This window comes from Streptomyces sp. JH14 (assembly GCF_029428675.1).
Taxonomy (GTDB): Bacteria; Actinomycetota; Actinomycetes; order Streptomycetales; family Streptomycetaceae; genus Streptomyces.
The window spans coordinates 6,245,038-6,267,005 of the sequence record NZ_JAJNEL010000001.1; the positions used below are offsets into that span (position 1 = coordinate 6,245,038).

Annotated in this window: 23 protein-coding genes; 17 read left to right on the forward strand and 6 right to left on the reverse strand. The window is 68.7% G+C overall.

All coding sequences use genetic code 11. The features are described 5' to 3' along the window. The first annotated feature begins 112 nt into the window (after positions 1-112). The 7 genes from LRD69_RS28155 (at position 113) to LRD69_RS28185 (ending at position 6,945) form a co-directional block, all read left to right on the forward strand. The gene (locus LRD69_RS28155; RefSeq protein WP_277329339.1) at positions 113-1,090 is read left to right on the forward strand and encodes an aldo/keto reductase; all 978 of its coding nucleotides are present in this window, start codon (positions 113-115) and stop codon (positions 1,088-1,090) included. A 233-nt stretch (positions 1,091-1,323) separates the two neighbouring features. Next, positions 1,324-1,725, forward strand: coding sequence for a rhodanese-like domain-containing protein (locus LRD69_RS28160; RefSeq protein ID WP_277329340.1), 402 nt, complete (start codon positions 1,324-1,326; stop codon positions 1,723-1,725). Further along, complete coding sequence (locus LRD69_RS28165) at positions 1,725-3,032, forward strand: NtaA/DmoA family FMN-dependent monooxygenase (RefSeq protein ID WP_277329341.1); 1,308 nt, start codon at positions 1,725-1,727, stop codon at positions 3,030-3,032. The genes LRD69_RS28160 and LRD69_RS28165 overlap by 1 nt, the downstream gene beginning before the upstream one ends. Before the next feature lie 1,243 nt (positions 3,033-4,275). Then, positions 4,276-4,467, forward strand: coding sequence for a hypothetical protein (locus LRD69_RS28170; protein ID WP_277329342.1), 192 nt, complete (start codon positions 4,276-4,278; stop codon positions 4,465-4,467). A gap of 272 nt (positions 4,468-4,739) precedes the next feature. Further along, positions 4,740-5,387 (forward strand): HD domain-containing protein, encoded by a 648-nt coding sequence (locus LRD69_RS28175; protein WP_277329343.1) that lies wholly within the window; start codon positions 4,740-4,742, stop codon positions 5,385-5,387. An 8-nt stretch (positions 5,388-5,395) separates the two neighbouring features. Further along, on the forward strand, positions 5,396-6,385 hold the full coding sequence (locus LRD69_RS28180; protein ID WP_277329344.1) for a GlxA family transcriptional regulator: 990 nt from the start codon (positions 5,396-5,398) through the stop codon (positions 6,383-6,385). Positions 6,386-6,453: 68 nt separating this feature from the next. Further along, positions 6,454-6,945 carry a helix-turn-helix domain-containing protein gene (locus LRD69_RS28185; protein ID WP_277329345.1) on the forward strand — a complete coding sequence of 164 codons (492 nt, stop codon included), beginning with the start codon at positions 6,454-6,456 and terminating at the stop codon, positions 6,943-6,945. A 169-nt stretch (positions 6,946-7,114) separates the two neighbouring features. Here LRD69_RS28185 and LRD69_RS28190 read toward each other — a convergent pair whose 3' ends face one another. Continuing rightward, positions 7,115-7,600, reverse strand: coding sequence for a helix-turn-helix domain-containing protein (locus LRD69_RS28190; RefSeq protein ID WP_277329346.1), 486 nt, complete (start codon positions 7,598-7,600; stop codon positions 7,115-7,117). A gap of 132 nt (positions 7,601-7,732) precedes the next feature. Here LRD69_RS28190 and LRD69_RS28195 point away from each other — a divergent pair, with 132 nt between their 5' ends. Both LRD69_RS28195 and LRD69_RS28200 read left to right on the forward strand, forming a co-directional pair. Next, positions 7,733-8,143, forward strand: coding sequence for an MFS transporter (locus tag LRD69_RS28195; RefSeq protein WP_277329347.1), 411 nt, complete (start codon positions 7,733-7,735; stop codon positions 8,141-8,143). Positions 8,144-8,247: 104 nt separating this feature from the next. Next, positions 8,248-9,645 (forward strand): MFS transporter, encoded by a 1,398-nt coding sequence (locus LRD69_RS28200; protein ID WP_277329348.1) that lies wholly within the window; start codon positions 8,248-8,250, stop codon positions 9,643-9,645. A 266-nt stretch (positions 9,646-9,911) separates the two neighbouring features. Here LRD69_RS28200 and LRD69_RS28205 read toward each other — a convergent pair whose 3' ends face one another. The 5 genes from LRD69_RS28205 to LRD69_RS28225 all read right to left on the reverse strand — a co-directional run bounded on the left by LRD69_RS28205 (position 9,912) and on the right by LRD69_RS28225 (position 15,102). After that, positions 9,912-10,883: an alpha/beta hydrolase fold domain-containing protein gene (locus LRD69_RS28205; protein ID WP_277329349.1), complete on the reverse strand. Its 972-nt coding sequence runs from the start codon at positions 10,881-10,883 to the stop codon at positions 9,912-9,914. A 273-nt stretch (positions 10,884-11,156) separates the two neighbouring features. Then, entirely contained in the window at positions 11,157-11,777 is a 621-nt protein-coding gene (locus tag LRD69_RS28210; RefSeq protein WP_277329350.1) for a TetR/AcrR family transcriptional regulator, read from the reverse strand. Between the two features lie 136 nt (positions 11,778-11,913). Further along, positions 11,914-12,696: an oxidoreductase gene (locus tag LRD69_RS28215; protein WP_277329351.1), complete on the reverse strand. Its 783-nt coding sequence runs from the start codon at positions 12,694-12,696 to the stop codon at positions 11,914-11,916. Between the two features lie 81 nt (positions 12,697-12,777). Next, the gene (locus tag LRD69_RS28220; RefSeq protein WP_277329352.1) at positions 12,778-13,356 is read right to left on the reverse strand and encodes a TetR/AcrR family transcriptional regulator; all 579 of its coding nucleotides are present in this window, start codon (positions 13,354-13,356) and stop codon (positions 12,778-12,780) included. 1,380 nt (positions 13,357-14,736) lie between these two features. After that, complete coding sequence (locus tag LRD69_RS28225) at positions 14,737-15,102, reverse strand: hypothetical protein (protein WP_277329353.1); 366 nt, start codon at positions 15,100-15,102, stop codon at positions 14,737-14,739. 544 nt (positions 15,103-15,646) lie between these two features. Between LRD69_RS28225 and LRD69_RS28230 the strand changes: the two genes are divergently transcribed. From LRD69_RS28230 to LRD69_RS28265, 8 genes are all read left to right on the forward strand, one after another. After that, positions 15,647-16,477, forward strand: a complete 831-nt coding sequence (locus LRD69_RS28230; protein WP_277329354.1) for an alpha/beta hydrolase — start codon at positions 15,647-15,649, stop codon at positions 16,475-16,477. A 76-nt stretch (positions 16,478-16,553) separates the two neighbouring features. Next, positions 16,554-17,396 carry an alpha/beta hydrolase gene (locus LRD69_RS28235; protein WP_277329355.1) on the forward strand — a complete coding sequence of 281 codons (843 nt, stop codon included), beginning with the start codon at positions 16,554-16,556 and terminating at the stop codon, positions 17,394-17,396. A gap of 126 nt (positions 17,397-17,522) precedes the next feature. Beyond that, a complete protein-coding gene (locus LRD69_RS28240) occupies positions 17,523-18,113 on the forward strand; it encodes a TetR/AcrR family transcriptional regulator (RefSeq protein ID WP_277329356.1) in 591 nt (196 codons plus the stop codon). 116 nt (positions 18,114-18,229) lie between these two features. Next, the gene (locus tag LRD69_RS28245) at positions 18,230-18,493 is read left to right on the forward strand and encodes a hypothetical protein (RefSeq protein WP_277329357.1); all 264 of its coding nucleotides are present in this window, start codon (positions 18,230-18,232) and stop codon (positions 18,491-18,493) included. A gap of 344 nt (positions 18,494-18,837) precedes the next feature. Next, complete coding sequence (locus LRD69_RS28250) at positions 18,838-19,602, forward strand: GNAT family N-acetyltransferase (protein ID WP_277329358.1); 765 nt, start codon at positions 18,838-18,840, stop codon at positions 19,600-19,602. Between the two features lie 38 nt (positions 19,603-19,640). Then, entirely contained in the window at positions 19,641-20,456 is an 816-nt protein-coding gene (locus LRD69_RS28255; RefSeq protein ID WP_277329359.1) for a GNAT family N-acetyltransferase, read from the forward strand. 308 nt (positions 20,457-20,764) lie between these two features. Continuing rightward, complete coding sequence (locus LRD69_RS28260) at positions 20,765-21,232, forward strand: ATP-binding protein (protein ID WP_277329360.1); 468 nt, start codon at positions 20,765-20,767, stop codon at positions 21,230-21,232. Positions 21,233-21,236: 4 nt separating this feature from the next. Next, complete coding sequence (locus LRD69_RS28265) at positions 21,237-21,404, forward strand: hypothetical protein (protein ID WP_277329928.1); 168 nt, start codon at positions 21,237-21,239, stop codon at positions 21,402-21,404. Positions 21,405-21,968: the final 564 nt, after the last annotated feature.

The following is a 21,968-nucleotide window of genomic DNA, read 5'->3' on the forward strand; positions in this document are numbered from 1 at the left end:
AACGCCTCGGCTCCGGTCGGCCTCGTCTCGATTGTGGCGAAGCGGGGCATCCCATATATCACCTTCCCGCCAGGACTACTCATCGGCGGGACATGAAAACAGGAAGAATTCGATGGAATACACACGTCTTGGAAAGTCCGGCCTGGTCACCTCCCGGTTGATTATCGGGTGTATGAGCTTCGGCGACCCGAACCGTGGACCCCACCCGTGGTCCATCGGAATCGATGAAGCGCGACCCGTAGTTCGTGCGGCGCTGGATGCCGGAATTACCTGCTTTGATACGGCGAACGTGTACTCCGACGGGACGAGCGAGGAAATCCTCGGCGCCCTCATCCAGGAGTTCGGGGTACGCGAGCAGGTCGTCATCGCGACCAAAGTGAACGGCCGCATGGGCCCCGGGCCGAAGGGCGGCGGGCTGTCGCGCGGCGCCATCCTGAGCCAGGTCGACGCGAGTCTGCGACGCCTCGGCACGGACTACATCGATCTGTACCAGATTCACCGCCTGGACCGTTCCGTACCGGTGGAAGAGACCCTCCAGACCCTTGATGACCTGGTGCGTTCCGGGAAGGTCCGCTACATCGGGGCCTCCTCGATGCATGCCCGCGAGTTCGTCCGGGCGCAGTACGTGGCGGACCTGCATGGCTGGACCCGCTTTGTCTCGATGCAGGATCAGTACAGCCTGCTAATGCGCGAGGAAGAGCGCGAGATGCACCCGTTCTGCCTCGAAGAGGGCATCGGTGTGCTCCCGTGGAGCCCGCTGGCCCGTGGCCGGCTGGCCCGCGAGTGGGGCACGGTGACTCACCGGCTCCAGACGGACGAGCCGGGTTCCACCTTCTACAACCAGGCGCAGGAATCGGATCGCGCCATCGTGGAGGAGGTGGGCGCGGTCGCGGCCGAACGGGATCTCACCCGGGCGCAGGTAGCGCTGGCATGGAACCTGCACAAGCCCGCGGTCAGTGCGCCGATCGTCGGCGTGAGCAGGATCGAACAGCTCGAAGAGCTGCTGGGGGCGATTGACGTCAAGCTCGACGAGGACGAGATCGCGCGTCTGGAGGGTCCGTACACACCGCGTCGGCCGGTCGGCTTCTGAGCGGGCGGTTCGAACTGCCCTCCGAGCGGTCTTCGAGCGCCCCGCAGCCGTGCGAATCATTAGTTAATGCCTCCGAAATTATGATTCAAGCCCGTAGTGTTTGTTGCAGGGTTGTGCCGGCGGCATTGAGGAAATAGAGTTCGAGGCGGCACGACGGGCGCCCACCGAATCATGGATCAATAGCGTGGCGCCCGTTCTGTCGGATCATAAAATATCGAGGAGGAATCACGGACATGGCCAGCCCGGAGAGCCGAGTCATTCACCACGCAGACCAGTTGATCGAGCCCGATGTCGCCGAGAAGAAGCGTCAGGCGGGGGCTCTCTTCATCGATGTGCGCCGGAATCGGCCGGACGCCCCGAAAGGCGACATCGAAGGTGCAGTGAAGGTGAACAAGGCGCACGCCGATGAGCTGCTCGACCCTGATTCGCCGAGCCTGATATCGCAGCTTTCCGACTTGCCGGACGACGGGGAGATCGTGGTCTTCTGCAATTCCGAATTCGGTTCCGATCCCGTCATTGAGAAATTGAACGAATACGGCTACCACAATGTCACCCACGTCAGAGGCGGCTTCGCGCGCTGGCACGCCGAAGCTCTGCCGATCATCGATCCGCCGCTGCCCGACGGGCCCCAGTAATGGCTGCCGAACGGCCACGCCAGATCCATCTGGCGATGTCGGTCGGGCGGCCCGCCGGCCAGCTCTGGCGGCGGAAGGACAGCCGCATCGAGGAGGCCTTCTCGCTCGCCTTGCTGTCCGAGGTTGCCCGGGCCGCCGAGGACGCGAAGTTCGACGCACTGTTCCGCGCCGACAACATGCGCCTCGATCCCTCACGGGTGCGGGCGAGCGGCCCGCCGCACTATCTGGAACCCATGGTCGTGCTCTCGGCGCTGACGGCGCGGACCGAGCACATCGGCCTCATCGGCACGGCATCGACCACTTTCAACGCGCCGTACACCCTGGCCCGCCAGTTCGCGACCCTTGATCACATCAGCGGTGGTCGTGCGGGGTGGAACATGGTGACCTCAACGGTCGGCGAGGAGAACTACGGGGACCAGCCGCTGTCCTCCAAGGCCGCGCGCTACGCCCGCGCACGGGAGTTCGTCGATGTCGCCATCGGGCTCTGGGAGAGCTGGGAGCCCGATGCGCTGGTCTTCGACCGCGAGGCCGGCGTTTTCGCGGACGAGGCGAGGATTCGCCCGATCCGTCATCGCGGCGAACACTTCAGCGTCGACGGGCCGTTGAACATCCACCGCTCTCCGCAGGGCAGACCGGTGCTGGTCCAGGCCGGCCGCTCCGAGGAAGGCCGTGACTTCGCCGCCACGTACGCCGATGTCGTCTTCGCCGCCGCCGACAACGTCAGCAGCGCCCAGGCGTTCTACGCCGACATGAAGGACCGGGCCAGGCGCAAGGGCCGCGATCCGGAGTCGCTGAAGATCCTGCTTGGCACCCACGTCGTCCTCGGCGCCACCGAGGCCGAGGCGTTGGCGCTGGAGAGGGAATGGGTCGACGGCATCGATGTAGGCAAGGCGATCGCCTACCTCCAGACGGTGGTGAGCCCCCACCTGCGACTGGCCGAACTGCCTTTGGACGAGCCGATCCCCGTCACTCTGGTCGAAGAGGCCGAGGCCCTCCGGGAGGAGCAGTACCAGCGGGGCGCGGCATGGCTGCGCACCCACCAGGGGCAGACGGTCCGGCAGTTGGCGATCAAGCACCGGCAGAACAGCCTGCACCTCGGATTCACCGGTACGCCCGAGCAGGTGGCTGCCGAGCTGGCCGAGCTCTTCCAGGAGAGGGCTGCGGACGGCTTCGTGCTGTCGCACAGCCACCTGCCCGAGGGGCTGGAGCTGCTGACCCAGGGCGTGGTGCAGGCGCTGCGCCGCGCGGGGCTTTTCCGGCACGACTACGACGGGCCGACCCTCAAGCACCATCTCGGAATCGTCTGAGGGCTCGCCCGGTCACCGGCGCGGAAGGGCGTTCAGGAACCAGCTCAACCGCCATGAGGGGCTTGACCCCGAATCCTGGGCACGGGCTTATGCGGCAACTGGAGCGCTGACGAGTTCGTTCCGCTGCTCCATGCGGGAGTCGCTTCGCCTTCAAGCGCCGACGCGCCCGCGCCCGGGCCAAGTCCGCACGCCGACTGTCCGAGCATCTCCTCGACCAGGCCCAGCTGGAGCTCTTTCCGGCCCCGCCCCGGGACTGGCCCCGTCTGGACACCACCAGGCCGCCCGCCCTCACCGAGGCGGCCGCTGGCTTGGTCGCCGACTTCACTACGTACAATGCGGGGCCGCGGATGGAGCACCGACTCGTTCAGCGGCAGCATACGCACCCTGCGCATCGTGACGGGGCACCTCGGCGCCGCCGTCCCCATCCGGGAGACAGACATCAGGGCCCTGGCCTCCATGCGCCCCAGCCTTCAAGGCGCCCGCGTCATCAACTACCTCCGTCTGCGCGGCCTCCTCGAAGCCCAACCGCCCAGCAACCCCTGCATCGCCAGCGCCCGGCACCACGTCACGGCCATCAGGCACCCGGCCTTCGCAGCCGCGGTGCACACGTTCATCGACGTGCTCCTTGGCCAGGGGAGCACGCCCAGCCGGGCCCGCAGCCCAAAGACCGTCGAGAACTACGTGGTCGCCGTCGTGCCCACCCTCGAAGCGTGGAGCGCCGAGGGTCTCACCGATCCCCGCGAGATCACCAAGAAGCACATCGAGGACACTCTGGACCCGCTCCGCGGCGATCAGGCCCGCCGCCTGCACACCTCGCTACGCTCGCTTTTCAGAGCCCTCAAACGCGAACGCCTCGTCTTCCGCGATCCTGCTCGCAGCGTCTCTCTCACCAACAGCCGATCTCTGCCCGCCTCGCTGCCCTCCGACCGCGTCGCCGGTCTCCTTGACCGACTCGATGACCCCCGCGACCATCTCATGGTCGCCCTGGTCGCCATCCACGCTCTCTTCCCGGGACAACTTACCCACCTCCTGCAGACCGACCTCGACCGCAGCAAGGGCCGGCTGCGCCTACGTCGGCCGGGACGCATGGACCACCTCATCTACCTCGACGCCTTCACACTTCGGCTGGCCACAAAGTGGGAACTCGAGCGCCACCGACGCTGGCCCGATAGCTCCAACCCCCCACCTCTTCGTCACGCGCAACACCGCCGTCGACGACTCCGGCCCGGCCATCAGCGCCGGCGTGGTCCAAAGGCCCTTCAACCAGCTCGGCCTGGCTGCCGGCGTCCTGCGCAAAGACCGGATCTACGACGAAGTGCGCCACAGCGCCGACCCAGTCCGGCTGATGGAACTCTTCGGCCTGTCCAACCTTTCCGCCACCCGCTACGTCCTGTCGGCGCACCCGGACAAGAAGAATGGCCCCATCGCCCCGTAGGGCGGTGGGAATCAGGTTTGGCACGCGATCAGCGGACAGTCTGCCCCAGGTGAAGGGCGCCAAGCGCTTGGGCCAGCGCGCCGAGGAGGAGTCACAGAGCTGTCCCAGGGAGGTGGGGTTGGAGCGCCCGTTCGCCGAACAGGCCCCCTTCGGCATGTCCGTATCTATGGGATGGCTGTCCATATCGCCATGGCGCGGCGAGGGCCGTCGGCGCCAGGCTGAAGGTGGCGTCGCCGAGTGGACGGTGACCGCACATCAGGAAGGCTGACACCATGGGAATCAATGGCGCCGGGGTGGCGGACGTGGACGTGCCGGGGACGAAACTGGCCCGCGAGGCGACGGAGCTGATCCGGGACACTACGAGCGAGCTCATCTACCACCACTCACGCCGGGTGTACTTCTTCGGCAGCCTGCAGGGACGCAACCGCGATCTCAGCTTCGACCCGGAGCTGCTCTACATCGGCGCCATGTTCCACGACGTGGGCCTCAGCGAGGCCTTCCACGGCAGTGGCCGCCGCTTCGAGGTGGACAGCGCGGAGGAGGCGAAGCGGTTCCTCACGGCGCACGGGATCCCGGAAGACAGCATTCGCCGCGTCTGGACGGCGATCGCCCTGCACACCACGCCCGGGATCCCGCAGTTCATGGAACCGGAGGTGGCCCTGGTCACCGCCGGGGTGGAGTACGACGTCCTGGGCATCGGCTACGGTGCGATCCCGGAGGCCGACCGGGCCGAGATCGTGGCCCTGCACCCGCGCCCAGACTTCAAGCGCCGGATCCTGGAGGCGTTCACCGACGGCATCCGCCCGAAGCCGGACACGACCTTCGGCAACGTTAAGGCGGACGTCCTGGAGCACTTCGTCCCCGGCTTCCAGCGCGGCGACTTCGTTCGTACGATCCTTGAGTCCCCGTGGAAGGAGTAGGTCCCCCGGTGTCCCACCACCGTCACACGGTGGCCGTCGTCGTCTTCGACGCGGTCCAGCTCCTCGACGTCACCGGCCCGGTCGAGGTCTTCACGACCGCCAATCGCTACGGCGCGCACTACGACGTCCGCGTCGTCTCACCCACCGGTGCCGACGTTGTCACCTCCTCGGGTCTGGTGGTCGGCGTCAACGGCCCGCTCTCCTCGCTTCCCCGCCGGATCGGCACTCTGCTGGTGCCCGGACGCAGCGACTGGCGGGCCGCTGTCGGCGACACGGACCTGGTCGATTCCATCACGCACCTGACCGGCCGGGCCGCGCGCGTCGCCTCCGTGTGCGCGGGAGCGTTCGTCCTGGCCGCGACCGGCACGCTGGACGGCCGGCGCGCCGCGACGCACTGGGAGCTCGCACCGGACCTGGCGGCCGCCTTCCCCCAGGTCCGGGTGGAAAGCGATCCTGTTTTCGTCCGGGACGGCCACGTGGTCACGTCGGCCGGCGTCACGGCGGGCATCGACCTCGCGCTGGCCCTGGTCGAGGAGGACTGGGGGGCCGAGGTGGCGCGCAGCGTGGCCCGACAACTGGTCGTCTTCATGGCCAGGCCCGGCGGGCAGGCGCAGTTCAGCGCCCGCATGGCTCCCGGCCAGCCCCGGCACCTGGCGGTGCGACGGGTGATGGACCATGTGGGCGCCGACCCTGCGGCCGAGCACACCCTCGATTCCCTGGCCGCCGTCGGTGGGGTGAGTACCCGGCATCTGGGACGGCTCTTCCGCACCGAGATCGGCATGCCGCCCGGGCAGTACGTCGAATCCATCAGGGTGGAGGCCGCTCAGGCCCTTCTGGAGAACGGCAGCGGTACGGTGGAAGAAGTGGCGCAGCAGGCGGGGTTCGGTTCCTCGGAGTCCCTGCGCCGGGTCTTCCAGCACACCCTCGGCGTCTCACCGACGGCCTACCGTGCCCGCTTCCGGAGCACCGCGGGCAGCCGCCGCATCGTCCCAGCCTGAGGATGGGCGGATCAAACAGACCCTTTTCAGTTTGGCCTCCAAACCGAATAGCGTGGCAGTATGGAGGCATGGTTGCCCGACGTGATCCCCAGACCGTTGCCGGCCGGCCGTGCGCCGTCGCGGCGTCCGTGCAGCTGATCGGCGACCGCTGGTCGATGCTGGTGATCCGGGAAGTGATCTTCGGTAATCACCAGTTCAGCCAGATCGCCCGCAACACGGGCGCCCCGCGTGACCGGCTGACAGCACGGCTCCGCGACCTGGTCGAGGCGGGGGTGCTCGAACGCCGCCCCGTAAGCGAGGGCGCCCGCCACGAGGGCTACTACCTCACCGAGGCCGGCGAGGACCTTCGCCACGTCCTGCGGGCACTGCTCGCCTGGGGCGACAAGTGGGCCGTGACCACCCCTCCGATGCGCCTGGCCCACCACGATCACCCGCTGGAGCTGGAGAGCCACTGCTCCGCCTGCGGCGAGAAGGTCGACGACGCCGACCTCACCGAGGAAATGCTGGTGCCCGGCTGGGACATGCGAGGACGACTGGACGAGGTGGTGGCCGAGGCGTGAGGGTGGCGCCGCCGGCGCGGGTACGGCGGCCTTCCCCATCGCCCCGGGCGGGGCTCGCGATCCGGCCCCGTGCCGCGATGAATCTGATGCCGTTCCGGAGCCTTTTCGGCCATGCGCAGCGGATCTGCCGCCGATGCGCGGCAGACCGGTCGGAAGGGCCCGAGGGGCCCTAAAGCCGGGTCGACCGCACCGTGACCTCCTCGGGTTTCACCTCATGCCCCGCGGCGCACATCAGCCGTGCGGCCACCGGCTCGTCGCAGTCCGTGTGGTGCAGAGTCAGCGGGGGCCCCGAGGACCGGGGCACGTGCTGGTCCCCCCACTGCATGAGCGCGACCAGAACCGGCTGGAAGTCCACGCCGGCCGGGGTCAGCACGTATTCATGCCGGGTGCGCTGTCCGGGCTCCTGGTAGGGGCGGCGCTCCAGAAGCCCCGCGGCCACCAGTTCCCGCAGGCGTGCCGCGGCGACGGCCTCCGTGATGCCGACGCGTTGTACGAAGTCGTCGTACCGGGTGGTCCCGTAGTGCGCCTCGCGCATGATGAGCATGGCGGACCGGGTTCCGAGAACGCGCATCGTCCCGTCGATGGAGCAGTCGTCAGCAGTCCACGTTGTCCGGTCGGCCAATTCACCCACCAAGGTCATGTGCGTCGATTCCATGACCACCTCCTCTGGCTGCAATTTTACATAGCCAGCCGGGAAAGGTAACGTTCTGACTATGGCATTCTCAAGTCAGGTGGCCGTGGAGCCGACACCCGGCCGGCGCGGCAGCGACCGGGCATCGTACTGACCGTGCTGTGTGCGTCCGGCTTCATGGCAGGCCTGGACGTGTTCATCGTGAACGTGGCTCTCGACGACATCGGCCATGACTTCCCCGGCGCCTCCCTGGCGGACATGAGCTGGATCCTGAACGCCTATGCCATCGCCTACGCCGCGCTGCTGGTGCCGCTGGGCAGCCTGGCCGACCGCTACGGCGCCAAGCGCGGCTTGCTGCTGGGCCTGACGTTGTTCACCTCGGCCAGCGCCGCGTGTGCGGCCAGCCCCGGACTGTGGGCTCTGGTCCTCTTCCGGGGCTTGCAGTCAGTGGGAGCGGCGGCGCTGACCCCGGCCAGCCTGGGCCTGTTGCTTGCGGCCACGGCCCCCGAACGGCGCGCCAGGGCGGTGCGGATCTGGTCCGCCTCCGGAGCCCTGGCCGCGGAGTAGGTTCTTCGAACCCAGGGGGACGACATGTCCGCACCGGAACCCGCCACTTCGCTGTCCCGGCACGGCGATCCGCCGCGGTCCGCGCCCGCCGGGGGCACAGCCCGTTGCGCATCCTCGCGCTCAGCAGCTTCGGCGTGTTCGTCGTCTTCCTGGACACCACGATCGTCAACGTGGCCTTCGAGACGATCAGCCGCAGTTTCGACACCACCGCGAGCAAGCTGGCGTGGGTCCTCAGCGCCTACAGCCTGGCCTTCGCGGCGATCCTCGTCCCCGCCGGCCGTCTGGCGGACCGCTACGGCCGCAAGAAGATCTTCCTGATCGGTCTCGGCGGGTTCGCCCTCATGAGCGCGCTGTGCGGGCTCGCCCCCACGCCCGGTGTGCTCATCGCCGGACGGGCGCTTCAGGCGGTGTTCGAGGCCCTTGTCGTCCCCACGTCGTTGGCCCTGGTCCTGCCGGAGTTCCCTGGAGCCCGGCGGCATGTCGCGGTCGGCACCTGGGGGGCCATGGGTGCCGCCGCTGCGGCCTGCGGGCCGACGCTCGGCGCACTCCTCACGCAGTACGCGTCCTGGCGCTGGATTTTCCTGGTCAACGTGCCGATCTGCGCGGTCATGATCGTTTTCGGCGAGCGGATCCTGCGCGAGTCCCGCGATCCGCACGCCGGGGGGATCCCCGATCCGGTTGCTGTGGTGCTGGTGGCCGCGGTTCCCGCTGCTTTGAGCTACGCCGTCATCGAGGGCCCCACCCGGGGCTGGAGTTCGGCCGTCGTCATCGCCGCGTTCGTGGGGGCCGTCGTGCTGACCCCGCTGCTGCTGTGGCGCTCGGCGACGGCGGCCCAGCCGGTGATCGATCTGTCGCTGTTCCGCGACCGGCAGTTCAGCCTGATGAACCTGGCGATGCTGCTGTTCTCCGTGTCATTCTTCGGGATGCTGCTGAGCAACGTCATCTTCTTGCAGCAGGTCTGGGGGTATTCGGTTCTGCGGGCTGCTCTGGCCGGCGCTCCGGGGCCGCTGCTCGTGGCGTTCATCGCCCGTCCGACCAGCGGCCTGGCGGCGCGGATCGGGTTCCGGCCCGTTCTTCTTCTCGGTGGTGTGACCTGGATGGCCGGGGCCGTGCTTCTCGCGGTCGGAGTCGGCGCCTCGCCCCACTGGGCCACGCACTGGCTGCCCGCCGTGCTGCTGACCGGTGCCGGTATCGGCCTGACGCTGCCCGTCCAGGCCGGCGCCGCGGTCGCGTCACTACCCGACCACAGGAGCGGGACGGGTTCCGCCGTGAGCCAGAGTTTCCGGCAACTGGGTGCCGTGCTCGGCATCAGTCTGTTCGTCGCCGTCGTCGGGGATTCCGGGCCGGCACAGGCTGTCGGTGCTTTCCAGCACGTGTGGTGGGTGTTCGGCGCGGTGGGCCTGGTCAGCGGACTGATCGTCTGCCTTCCGCTACAGGCTCGCGGTCCCGACGGACCGGAGCCGGTCGGGGCCGTCGGCGCGGCGGGCAACATCTCGCATTGAATCGCTCGGAGCCCCGTCCGCCCCGCGACGACCCTGCTCCGCCGTCTTTCTGCTGCCTGTGCAGGCAGCAGAAATCCGGGCGGGTGGCCGGACTCTGCTGAGCCCGGCAACCCGCCCGGATTCCGTTTCTACCGCGGTCCCTGGAGCAGCGGGTGCATGCATACCTGGTGTCCGCTGTTCACGAAGGGACGTTGTCCGACCCCCTGGTCGGCCGTACTGGAGCCCTGGGCGTCACCTCCCCGTCCGTGGCAGGGAGCGGAAGCCGCTCAGAGGCCCAGCGTGCGGCGCACCCAGTTGGTGCGGGCCTCACGGGACGCGACGCCGATGGCCGTGTCCGCGGCGACGAGCTCGTAGAGGTGGAAACCACCCGCCCAGACGTGCAGTTCGGCCGAACCACCGGCCGCCCAGATCGACGAGGCGTACGCGGCGCTCTCGTCACGGAAGACCTCCGCGCTGCCGACCTCGATGTAGGCGGGAGGCAGGTTGGAGAGGTCGGTGGCCCGGCTCGGGGACTCGTAGGGGGAGACGTCGTCGGTGCCGCGGCGGTCCCCCAGGACGGCGTTCCAGCCGGTGAGGTTGCTGTTGCGGTCCCAGACGCCGATGCCGTCGATCTGATGGCTGGAGACCGTGTCGTTGCGGTCGTCGAGCATCGGGTACATGAGCAGCTGGCCGGCCAGGGAAGGGCCGTTCTTGTCCCGGGCCAGGAGCGTGACGGCGGCCGCCACGCCACCGCCCGCGCTGCCGCCGACCGCGATCAGCTTGTCCGCGGCGAAGCCGAGCTCCTCGGCGTGCTCCGCGGTCCACTTCAGAGCGGCGTAGGAGTCCTCGACCTGGGCGGGAGCCGGGTTCTCCGGGGCCAGCCGGTACTCCACCGTGACGACGACGGCATCCAGCTGCTCGACGTAGTCGACGATCGGCGCGATCCCGACGAAGCGGTCGCCGAAGATCAGCCCGCCGACGTGGGTGAAGAAGAAGCCCGGGCCGGGGGTGCGGTGGTCGGTGCGGCGGAAGACGGAGACCAGCAGGTCCGGGGCGCCTTCGGGGCCGGGGATCGTGCGCTCGAAGTGCTCGATCGGGCGGTCCTTGATGAGCTCCTCGACGCCGGGCGTGAAGCCGCCGGACCGCAGTGCCGGGATGTCCTCGGGGTACAGGGAGGAGTTGAAGGACTGCAGAACGACGTCGAGGACGGGCTTGAGCTCGCGGTCGAACGGCGGGGCGGGGTACTTCGCGTTGGACATGGTGACCTCAGGGATACAGGCCGCACGAGAGGGCGGCTTCGACGCCTGCTGACTTGCAGGTTGTGAAGTCAGCTTAGCAGTGACTGACCGGCAGTCATTCGCGCCATCCTGGAAAGTGCCGTGATGCACGTCACGGTCTCGTCCGGCCGTGGGCGAGCCGGACGGCTCGGCAGGCGCAAGGCGTGCCGAACGCCTGCGGGGGCGGCCGGCAGACGACTGCCGGCCGCCCCCGCAAGTGAGGAGCCGATTACATCCCTGGCGCCGGGTGCCCGGTTATCCGCGCCCGGTTTCCCTGAGCCCGAACACGGCACGGGTCATGTGACCCGAGGCCGTCACCACTTCCTCGTGGGAGAGGGGCGCGAAGCCGGTGATCGCGTCCGTGACGGCCCCGCAGAACCCGTGGAAAAGGGCCCGGGCCATCATGTCCGGCTGTTGGCAGGTGACTTCGCCGCTCTTGACGCCCTCCTGCGCGGCAGCCGCGATCATGCCGATCAGACGTTCGTTGGCGGCCGCGTGCACTTCCTGGGCGCCCGCCCCGTCGTACAGGACCTGGTGGAGGTCGGCGTGGTCGAGTGCGAACCGGCAGAGCGATTCCAGGACGTCCACGAGTCTCCTGCCCAGGGGCACGTCCGTATCGCCGAGGATCTTCTCGCCGACGCCGGCGAAGTTGTCCATGTGGCGTTCCCACAGGGCCGCGGCCGCCTCGTCCTTGGTCTTGAAGTACAGGTAGAACGTGCCTTTGGAGACCTCGGCGAGGGTCGTGATCTCCTCGATCTTGGCGTCGGCGATGCCTTTGCGGGCGAACACCTCGGCCGCGGCGTCGAGGATGTCCTTGCGGCGCTCCTCCGGCGGCTTGGCGACCCGTTTCCTCTTGGCGGTGGCGGGGGTTCCCATCGGCGCTCCTTCTGTCGTCGCGCCTGTCCGCACGACCGAATGACTGACTCCAAGTCAATCGTACGCTCCTGGCAAAAGCGCCCGTTTCCGGTCGTGCGGACGGTGGCGATGTGTCGGCCGCCCGCGAGGGCGGCGGTCAGACCGCCTTGTGCTGGCCGCCGTCGACCAGGTAGTCGGCACCCGTGATGCTGGCCGCGGCGTCCGACAGGAGGAAGGCGATGGCGGACGCGATTTCTTCGGGCTCGACGAACCGGCCGGTGGTGATGCCCAGCGCTCCGGGCGCCTGCTTGAGGAAGGTGGGGATGTCCATGCCGAAGGCCGCCGCGATCTGGCCGCCGAACTTCTCCGGGCCGTCGTAGATGGAGCTGCGGACGAAGCCGGGGGAGACGGTGTTGACGCGGATGCCCTGCGGGCCGAACTCCTCCGCGAGGGTCTTGCCGAGCGCGGTGACCGCGGCCTTGGCGGCGGCATAGGCCACCGGGCCGAGGCCCGGCAGACGAGCGGCCACCGTGGACACGTTCACGATGGCGCCCTTGCGCTCCACGAGGCTGGGCAGGGCGGCCCGGGTGACCCGGACCGTGCTGAGCAGGTTGATGTCGAGGATGGACGTCCACTTCTCGTCATCGGTGTCGAGGAAGCCCTGGACGGCCAGGTCGTCGCCGCCGCCGACATTGTTGACGAGCAGATCGATTCCGCCCAGCTCTGCCAGCGCCTGCTCGACCAGGGTGTGCGCACCCTCCGCGGTGGAGAGGTCGGCGGCCACCCCGATGGCGCCCGTCTCTTTCAGTTCGGTGGTGATCGTGCGGGAGGCGCCGACGACGCGGACGCCCTCGGCGATGAGTGCCTTGACCGTGGCCAGTCCGATGCCGCGGCTGGCGCCGGTGACGACGGCAGTCTTGGAGGCGAGCTTCAGATCCATGGGACATCCTTTTCTTGAACTCTAGGTACAAAATGTGGGTATGGGTGCACCACGTCCCGGCCGCTTGTCGCGCGGGTGTGGTCAGAGCAGGTCGATGGTGGTGTCGATCACTCTCGCGAGCCGGTCGGGCCCCGGCTCGACACGGCCCATGAGCCGCATGCCGGTCACCGTGTTGAGCAGCAGGCTGGCCAGCGCCTTCGCGTCACGCTCGGTGCTGATCTCTCCCGCGCGCTGGCCTTCTTCCAGCAGGGCCTGGAAGGCGTCCTCCGTGCGGTCGAGCAGGCCCCGGATCTGGGTCGTCACGGATTCATCCGTGACCCCGAACTCGGCGGCGCTGTTCATAGCCAGGCAGCCGCGGCGCCCGGGGTCGGCGAGGTCCGTCTCGGCGAGGACGTGCAGCGCCCTGCGCAGGCGCTCCTTCACCGGGCTGGAGTCCTCCAAGAGGCCTTTCACGGTCGATGCCTGGATCTCCAGGTAACGGCGCAGCGCCAGGCCGAACAGCTGGCGTTTGCTGCCGAAGGCGTTGTAGAGACTGCCCTTGCCGATACCCAGGGAGTCAGCAAGGTGCTGAGGCGTGGTGGCGCCGTATCCCTGGCTCCAAAACACCTGCATCGCCTGCTCGATGGCTGCGTCCGGATCGAACTCTTTGGGCCTTCCCATGGAGAGGACCCTAACAGGATTTCTGACCTGGAAGTCAAGTATGCAAATCGCGCCTCGCGTGCCGACTCGGCGGGAGGTCTGTGTGCACGGCCGTCGGCGGCCGGCGGGCGACCAGCCGGACTCTTCTCGCGGCCTGTGTGGCCCGAGGCGGTCACGGTGTTGCCCCTGTCGGTGGTGAGCTGCGGCGCCGTCGGCGCGTGCAGCCCCTCAAAGGCCCCCTCGTACTTGGTGTTCCCGTAGTCGGCAGTGTGCGCCATCTGGCTATGGCGGGCTAAAGTCAGAAGAGGGCGGGTGCGGTCAGTATCCCCGCGACGCGTCCGCAAGGCCCTGCCCTGCCAAGCAGAGGCACTACGTCGAAGGGCACACCAGTCATGGCACCTGAGAGTCCCCCCGCCGAGGCGTCGGGAGTCTTGGGGCGGTCTTCCTGCTCATCGCCTCGGCTGCGGCGCGATGCAACTGACCGGTCCCTGTGTCCGGGATGACCCCCAGGATCCGGAAGCGGCCGTTCGTGCCGTGCGCCGCGGACTGCCGTGGACGCCGAGGGAAGCCGGCGAGTCTCAGCCCGGAGAGGCTGGGGCCGGGAACGGCAGGCAACTGCTCGTGGCGTGGGCGAGTAGCCGGTCCGCCACGTTGTGCGGCTTCGCCCGGGTGGGCGCGGTTCGGTGTCCGCCGCTGACGAGGGCGGGGATCTTGCCCGTGTCCACCGTGATCGCAGAGGCTTTACGGCCGGGTCGAGCAGCGTGTACGCCGTGCCCGGTGTGGTCGGCCGGGCGGCGCGACCGGCCGCCGAGTCGGGCAGGGCGGCGTAGCCGCCGCCGTGCACACTGCCGACCGTGGTGTAGCGCTCCTCGCCCGGCACCCAGCCCGGCGAGGCTGTGCTACACCTCCTCCCGTGCGAAGTCCGCAGTGGCCGTGACGGCGGAGTCCTCCCGCTCGTACCTGCGGGTCCGGCCCACGGTGTCGCCTTCTACCTGGCTTTGTAAGGCGAAAGCTAGCCCTGGGTGGCCTGAGTGTCAATCATGGAAGCCAGGCGGGTTGCCCAGTCATGGTGGCCCGTCCGGGCGGTACGCCGCGGTCGGCTGTCGGCCCGGCGTTCCGCGACGCCTCTGCGCCGGCCCCGGGTCCACCGCGGATCCCGGCCCCGTGAGGGTCAGGGTGCGGTCGGAGACCGAGGTGTCGCCGGCCGGGGCGGGCGGGGTGGCCGACAGCCCAGGCCGTGCATCCGCAGGGCCTGCCGGGTGTACGTCCACGGAGGTGTCGGCCGGCCGGTCCGGGATGCTCGGCTTCCCGTGGCGCCGCGCCACGAGGGCCCGAGCGCCGAGGGCCTATGCGGCGCGACTGCTCGGTGGACTCCCGGGGACCTGGAAGTCCCGGCTTTGATCAGTGGACGGTGATCTGCGTCAGGTCGATGGCGACGAGAAGCGGCGTCGGTACGGAGCGGCCGTCCTCGCGGACGGGGACGACGCGGCGGCGAGTGGGGAAGACCAGGCCGGAGACCTCCTTGTGGGTGTCGCTGTAGTGCGCGGCCGGTGAAGCACCGAGAACCTCTGCGGCGTAGTCGTGGCGACGGAGCAGGCCGGTGGAGTCGAAGTGGAAGACCTGCTCCCTGCTGTGCGTGGCGATGTCCTCGGGGAACACCGCGCGCAGCCGGCGCCGTCTCTCGCCGGCCTCCTCCCACGGCTCCAGCTCCTCCACCTGCACGCCGGGCATGGTCAACAGAAAGGGGGCGGTCAGGTAGTTCCACATGGCATAACCCCCGAAGTACAAGGCGTGCAGTCCAAGGCGTGCAGTCCGTCCCACGGCGAGTCGGGGCCGTGTCCGGTGAAGGCCATGCGTGGGGAACGGCGCTGCGTAAGCACGTTGCCTGCGCGATCCTCGATCCACACCCGGCCGGGAGTGAACACCCCGCGCAGCCCGGGTCCGGTGAAATCGTGGTACACGAGGTGCTGGCGGCGCACGTCGAGGGCGAAGTCGGCGGTGGCGAAGATCCCTTCCTGCCTGCGCGAGCCCCACAGGAGCCCGCCCACGGAGCCCCGTACGTGAATCGACCGGACTCGGCGCCAGCGGTCGAGACCGCCGTGGGCAGGGAGTGCGTGGTCCAGGAGATCGGACATGTCGCGATTCCTCTTCGTGTTCATGTGTTCATGGCGGCGGGCACAGCTTCGGCCACGCACCCGTCCGTGAAGTCAGTTGGAAAATCAAACCAGATTTGCCTTACTCGCCTTGACTCGGGGCGTCGCGCCTGCCTAGTGTCCTAGGTAGACAGAACGTTCTCCCTCTTGGAGTCGACATGATCAACGATGCCCACGACGCCCCGGCGGTGGTGCTCATCCACGGGTTGTGGGTGACTCCTCGCAGCTGGGAGCACTGGGTCGCGCACTACACCGCCCAGGGGCTCCAGGTACTGGCTCCGGCCTGGCCCGGAGTGGAGGGGGAGGTCGAGGACTTGAGGCTGGACCCCTCGCCCATGGCCGGCATCGGCCTGGAAGAGGTGGTGAACCACTACGAGGCCATCGTGCGCAACCTGGACCGGCCCGCCCTCCTGATCGGTCATTCCTTCGGCGGGGCCGTCGTCCAACTGCTCCTCGACCGCGGCCTGGGCGCCGCAGGCGTGGCCATCGACTCGGCGCCGGTCAAGGGGGTGCTGCCCCTGCCGCTGTCCACGCTCCGCTCCACCTGGCCGGTACTGCGCAGTCCGGCCAACAAGGGCAAGGCGATGGGGCTTTCTCCCCGGCAGTTCCACTACGCGTTCGCCAACACCCTCAGCGAAGAGGAGTCCCTGGCCGCCTACGACCGCTACCACGTGCCCGGTTCGGCCCGGGTGCTCTTCCAGGGCGCCTTCGCGAACTTCAATCCGCGGGCGGTCACCCGGATCGACTTCCGCAACGACAGGCGCGCACCGCTGCTGTTCATCGCGGGCGGCGCGGACCACATCGTGCCGCCCCAGGTGAACCGGGCCAACGCCCGCCTGTATCGCAAGTCCGCGGCGCTCACCGATTACCAGGAGTTCGCCGGCCGGTCCCACCTCACGATCGGCCAGGACGGCTGGCAGGAGGTCGCCGACTACGCCATGGACTGGGCCCTCAACCGCGCACTGCTCCTTAAAACGCCGCTCACCTGACATCCCGGCGTTCCCCAGCACAGAGGCCGGAGTTGCCCGGCCTCTCCCCTCAATCACACAAGGAAGTACTCACGTCATGAACCGTCGTTCCTTCACCATCGCGGCGGCCGCGACTGCGGCAGCGGGCCTTGCGGCCACCGGGGTGCTCACCCAGACGGCCGACGCCACCACCCCGCAGACACCCAAGCCGACGGTGGTCCTCGTGCACGGCGCCTGGGCCGACGCCTCCAGCTGGAAGGGCGTGGCCGAGCGGCTGCAGAACGACGGCTACCCGGTCGCCGCTCCCGCGGTCCCGCTGCGCGGCCTGTCGAGCGACGCCGCCTACCTCGCCGACTACCTGAAGACCGTCAACGGCCCGATCGTGCTCGTCGGCCACTCCTACGGCGGCTCGGTGATCACCCAGGCCGCCGCCGGCAACTCGCACGTCACCGCCCTCGTCTACCTGGCGGCCTTCGCGCCCGACAAGGACGAGACCGCCTCCGCGCTGACCGCGAAGTTCCCCGGCAGCCACATCAGCGACGACCCGAACGCCTCCATCCCGACGGCGCTGAGCCCGGTGCCCTTCGCGCAGAACGGCACCACGAACGTCGACCTCTACATCAAGCCGGACAAGTTCCGCGACGTCTTCCTCAGCAACCGTCTCAGCACCCAGGAGGCCGCCGTGCTCGCCGCGACCCAGCGGCCCGTCACCCCCCAGGCGCTCGGCGAGCCCTCCGGGACTCCGGCGTGGAAGACCATCCCCTCCTGGTACCTCGTGGCCGGCGACGACCACCTGATCCCGCCGGCCGCGGAGCGCTTCATGGCCCAGCGCGCCCACTCCCACACGAGCGAGGTCGACGCGCCGCACGACGTACTGCTCACCAACCCCGGCACCGTCACCCACGTGATCGAGGACGCGGCGCACACCACCGTCCACTGATCACCGGGCCCGTCACAGCCTCCCGGCCGCCCATCCCTGGGCAAGCGCCCCGGGAGGCCGTGACGGGGCGGGTACAGCCGCCGGTGACCTGGCGGTCGCCCGAGCCTGAAGGAGGGTCCCTACGATATGAGCGTGCCAGCCGAACGCGATCACCAGAAAACCCCCCAGCGGTCCGCAGCGCGCGACCGTCTGCTCTCCGCGGCCGCCCGGCTGTTCTACACCGAGGGGATCCGGGCCGTGGGAGTCGACCGGGTCATCGAAGAGGCACAGGTGACGCGGGCCACCTTCTACCGCCACTTCCCGAGCAAGGAGGACCTGGTCTCCTCATACCTGCAGGCCGAGGACCAGAGCATCCGGGACAGGGTGAAGAGCGGTATGACGCACGCCGGTGCTCCCGCGGACGCGATGGGCCTGCTGATCGACGGCATCGGCCAGGAAATCTGCGCTCCCGGGTTCCGCGGCTGCCCCTTCATCAACGCCGCAGCGGAATATCCGGACAAGCAGAGCCCGGTACACCAAGCAGTGCTGACCCACCGGACCTGGTTCCACGGCGCCATCGCGGAAGCACTGCGCACCGGCGGCCACCCGGACCCGGACCACGCGGCGGATGTGCTGGTGGCCCTCCGCGACGGAGCCATGGTGGCCGGCTATCTCGGCGACGGCGACACGGCCGTGGCCTCGTTCAGCCGGGCCGCCCGCTCGCTGATCCCCGCCTGACAGGCTCGCGCAAGGTCGGCGCTGGCGCGTCGGCCTGCCGTTGAGTGACTCCACCCGCCGACGCATCGACTCCTGGCCTGTCCGGCCAGCTCTGATCGTGCGTCGACGTTTACGGGGTGGGCTCGGCCATCATGCGCTCCGGGGACGCTCGCTGCAGTGGCCTTCCTGTGCTCCAGCAGCGTCTCGAGAACAGCTGGCAACGGATCTCGGCATTCGGGTATTCCGTCACCCAGAACCCGTCCACGGTGCCGGTAAATATCACAGGCGTCGGCACCTTTTACAGCTGGAATGACGTGCGTCGCTACATGGCCACTCTTCTCGGAAATCTCAATCTTCCGCAGGAAGGCCCGACTGGTGACTGGCAGAAAACCGAACTCTAGTATGCCCTGATTTCCGCCGGTGTGGCCTTGCGCTGTTGTTGACAGGTTTCTACGTGCTGGTCTGGACGAGCAGCCTTCGCGAGGAGTTTGCCGGCAGCCGCGGGTCCAGCGGTGCAGGCGGCGGCATCCGATCAGCCGGTTTTCCGCCTCCTGAGGGCGGAGCCGCGCCCGGACACGGGACGCGGCTCCATTGAGCACGGCGTGCCCGCGAAGATGATCGCTGCCAGCGTCTCGCAGCCACTGGTATGACGGGCCCGACTCGTTCCGTGAGGTCGTTTTCGCTGTTCTTCACCCGCTGGCGCAGGCAGAGAAGTAATCGAATCGATCCGGTGCGGAGAGATGCCATGGATGAACTGACGCATCCCAAAGTCATTGCCCAGCAGCTTGCCAACGCACGTGAGTTCTGGCTCGGTTACGGAGCGGAAGGAAGACGGCGCAGCGGCCTCTTCATGTACCGAAGCGGCGTCGCCGACGCCCAGTTGAACGGCGTCGTCACCTTTTCCGGCGGCAGTTTCAAAAGTGCCCTGGAAGAGGCGGAAACCACCTTCTCCGGTCTGCCGTGGCTTTGGTGGGTCGGGCCTGACAGCCGACCGGGCGTCGTCGGGGATCTGGAGTCCCACCGGTTCTCGCAGGTCGGCTCGATGCCGGTCCTGGCGATCCGCCTGGACCGCGTCCGCAGACCGTCCCCCATGCCCGGCCTGGAGGTCAACGTCGTCGAGGACGCGGCCGAGTTGGCGGAATGGGTGCGCTGCTGGACCTGGGCGTTCGGCATGGACACCGACCTGACCGCGAAGATACTTCGGATCGAGGCGGCGCGACCGGAGAATCCTGGCAGGCTGATCCGGTTCGCCGCCCGACTCGACGGCCGGATCGTCGGCACCGCGGCGCTCTACAGCAGCCAGGGCGTGGCCGGTGTCTACGTGGTCAGCACGCTCAAGGAACACCGTGGCCGGGGGATAGGGACGCAGCTCACGGCGACCGCTCTGCAGGCGGGACACGAGCAGGGGCTGAGTATCGGCACGTTGCAGGCCAGCAGCCTGGGCCTGCCGGTCTATGAACGGATGGGTTTCGCGGAGGTCTCCCGCTATCGGCTCTTCGCCAAATCCTGACACGGCAGAGTCAGCTGAAAGGGTGTCCTGCACTCACCATGTCTGCGCAAACCGCACCAGAGGAAGGCACGGAGTGCGGAGCCGGCGAGGACGCCGAACGCGCCGCGCTCAGTTGGGCCGAGGCCGTGACCGGGCTGGCTGCTGCCACGCCCGGTGGCCACTGGCGACTTGGGGACGGGGGATCCGTACTGGCCTTCACCGGGGCCCCTGTGGCCGGGCTGAACGGCGTGCTCAACGTGGCTGCTCGTCCCCGCGCCGACGGCATCGAGGAACTGGCCGCCCTGGCGGCCAGGGAACTGACCACAGTCCCGTGGAGCATCCAGATACGTGGCGAGCCGACCGCTGGCATCGTATCGGTCGCGGAACGCCATGGGCTGACCGTGAGGTCTCAGCAGCCGTTCATGCTCAGATCATTCAGCAACGACGAGCCGGTGTCATCGTCGCGCAGGGCCTCGGTGAAGGTGCGGCGGGTCTCGGGGGACGATCACAAGGTGTTCAGTGCCGCGCTCGCCGCCGGTTTCGCGGTGCCGCAGCACGTGTTCACCGAGGTCGCCTCGCCGGTGGTGATGGCAGCGGCGGGCATGACGGCGTACCTGGCCGAGGACGAAGGGACCGCGGTGGCCACCGGTACGGCAGCCGTGTTCCAGGACTGCGTGGGCCTGTTCAACATCTCCACGCTTCCGCTCTTCCGCGGACGCGGCTACGCACGGGTGATGACCGAGCGGATCCTGCGGGAAGGGCGAGCCAGGGGTGCGAGAGTCGCATACCTTCACGCCACCGAGGCGGGTCTGCGCCTGTACGAGTCCATAGGCTTCCGCACGGTCGAGCAGTGGACCACCTTTTCCGCCCCTTGAGGATCAGACCAGCTGCCCGGTTGTCTCCGACTCCCCGCCGCTACGCGTATGGTTTGAAAATCAAACCGAGACATGATTGACTTCACTCGGGACCGGAGAACAGGCATTCAGGGTCTGACCGCCCACACAAGGGCGCTGCTCTCCGGGTGCCTCACCATCGGCCCCGGCCGGCCACCCCCGGGTCGGCCGGGGACCGATCGCCGACGGCGTCCCACCGCCCAGCTGCTGACAGGCGTGGGCCCGCGGTGCCCATCGTCTCGGCCACTGCCAGGAATCCGTCGAACCTAGTCCCGAGGAGATGGGACGTCATGAGCACCAGCCGTCTGCTTGCGCGGCCCTCCGCCGACACGGGCTCGCCGTCAGCCATCTGCGTGATGGCCGCCACCGATGCCGCGGTGCCGGCTCTGCGTGCGTTCACCAGAAGAACGGTGCACGTCTGGCACCCCGGAGAGCGGGCGGCGACGGAAGCCCTTGCGCTCATCGTCACCGAGCTTGTGACGAACGCCTGCCAGCACAGCGGAAGCCTGCAGGTGAGCGTGTATCTGTTCGCCGATGACCGGACGCTGGGAGTGGAGGTCTGCGACAACGGCGCCTGGAAAAGACCGGCCGGCGACGCGGGCCCCGCCGAAGAGGCCGTGAGCGGCCGTGGACTGCAATTGGTCGAGGCGTACGCCGACACGGTCCGAATGCGGCGGAGCGGCGGCGGCACCAGTGTGGTGGCCACCGTGGGCATCGAGACAGAAGGCAGCGGCACCGATGCGAACCCTGGAAGGTAACCGCATGCCCGACTGGACCGACGCGCGCGCAGTCGCGGAGCTGCTCCACCGGCTGGCCCACGACGTACACGCCGCATCTGCGCTCATCGCGGAACTGGACGTTGCGCAACTGCGGGCCGTGTCCGATGCCGCACTGCTCCTGCGCGAGGCCGTCGAAGACCACTTGATGTGACTGTTCCCCTGCCCGAGGGAGGGGAGCGGCCCGTGGGCGGCACCTTTCGATGCTGCCAATGGTCCTGCCGGGCCGTTGCTTCGTACCATCCGACGGCCGGAAGCCCTGGGCAAGGTCGTACGGTTGCGGCGCGCGGAGCGGCCCGTGGCCGCAGGGGCGCGGGACACCACTGGATGCCCCGTCTGTTCAAAGGACCAGACGCGTGGCCTGTGTGCTTGCGGCCCGTCGCCGTTGCAGCCAGGAGCGTCGGCCGGAAGTCCTCCACCGCGACCGCATCATGGTCACGGACAACGGACTCCGCCCACTTGCGGGTGGTGTCCTGGCGCCGCCGGCCGCCTTCTGGTGCCGCTTGACGGTCCCCGTCCTTCGCGGCCGGGCGCCCCTTCGGTGCGGCCTGCCCTTCGGCGGGGGGCTTTTGGCGGGCCATCATCCGCTGGCAGCGGGCCGGCCTCGCGCGCTCTTGGCCAGGTCGCACCACTCGCGGCAGCAAGTGCAGTGCCTGGGCCGGCGCACGGTTGAAACACTGCGCATTCGCTGGGGCTTGTTGCAACCGCTGCCGCTTCT

Excerpts from the sequence above, each read along its gene's own strand:
- LRD69_RS28205 (WP_277329349.1), bottom strand. The coding sequence starts at position 10,883 with ATGTCCAACGCGAAGTACCCCGCCCCGCCGTTCGACCGCGAGCTCAAG.
- LRD69_RS28225 (WP_277329353.1), bottom strand. The coding sequence starts at position 15,102 with ATGTGGAACTACCTGACCGCCCCCTTTCTGTTGACCATGCCCGGCGTG.
- LRD69_RS28230 (WP_277329354.1), top strand. The coding sequence starts at position 15,647 with ATGATCAACGATGCCCACGACGCCCCGGCGGTGGTGCTCATCCACGGG.
- LRD69_RS28265 (WP_277329928.1), top strand. The coding sequence starts at position 21,237 with ATGCCCGACTGGACCGACGCGCGCGCAGTCGCGGAGCTGCTCCACCGG.
- LRD69_RS28165 (WP_277329341.1), top strand. The coding sequence starts at position 1,725 with ATGGCTGCCGAACGGCCACGCCAGATCCATCTGGCGATGTCGGTCGGG.
- LRD69_RS28175 (WP_277329343.1), top strand. The coding sequence starts at position 4,740 with ATGGGAATCAATGGCGCCGGGGTGGCGGACGTGGACGTGCCGGGGACG.
- LRD69_RS28220 (WP_277329352.1), bottom strand. The coding sequence starts at position 13,356 with ATGGGAAGGCCCAAAGAGTTCGATCCGGACGCAGCCATCGAGCAGGCG.
- LRD69_RS28250 (WP_277329358.1), top strand. The coding sequence starts at position 18,838 with ATGGATGAACTGACGCATCCCAAAGTCATTGCCCAGCAGCTTGCCAAC.
- LRD69_RS28260 (WP_277329360.1), top strand. The coding sequence starts at position 20,765 with ATGAGCACCAGCCGTCTGCTTGCGCGGCCCTCCGCCGACACGGGCTCG.
- LRD69_RS28210 (WP_277329350.1), bottom strand. The coding sequence starts at position 11,777 with ATGGGAACCCCCGCCACCGCCAAGAGGAAACGGGTCGCCAAGCCGCCG.
- LRD69_RS28255 (WP_277329359.1), top strand. The coding sequence starts at position 19,641 with ATGTCTGCGCAAACCGCACCAGAGGAAGGCACGGAGTGCGGAGCCGGC.
- LRD69_RS28240 (WP_277329356.1), top strand. The coding sequence starts at position 17,523 with ATGAGCGTGCCAGCCGAACGCGATCACCAGAAAACCCCCCAGCGGTCC.
- LRD69_RS28185 (WP_277329345.1), top strand. The coding sequence starts at position 6,454 with ATGGTTGCCCGACGTGATCCCCAGACCGTTGCCGGCCGGCCGTGCGCC.
- LRD69_RS28160 (WP_277329340.1), top strand. The coding sequence starts at position 1,324 with ATGGCCAGCCCGGAGAGCCGAGTCATTCACCACGCAGACCAGTTGATC.
- LRD69_RS28190 (WP_277329346.1), bottom strand. The coding sequence starts at position 7,600 with ATGGAATCGACGCACATGACCTTGGTGGGTGAATTGGCCGACCGGACA.
- LRD69_RS28235 (WP_277329355.1), top strand. The coding sequence starts at position 16,554 with ATGAACCGTCGTTCCTTCACCATCGCGGCGGCCGCGACTGCGGCAGCG.
- LRD69_RS28215 (WP_277329351.1), bottom strand. The coding sequence starts at position 12,696 with ATGGATCTGAAGCTCGCCTCCAAGACTGCCGTCGTCACCGGCGCCAGC.
- LRD69_RS28155 (WP_277329339.1), top strand. The coding sequence starts at position 113 with ATGGAATACACACGTCTTGGAAAGTCCGGCCTGGTCACCTCCCGGTTG.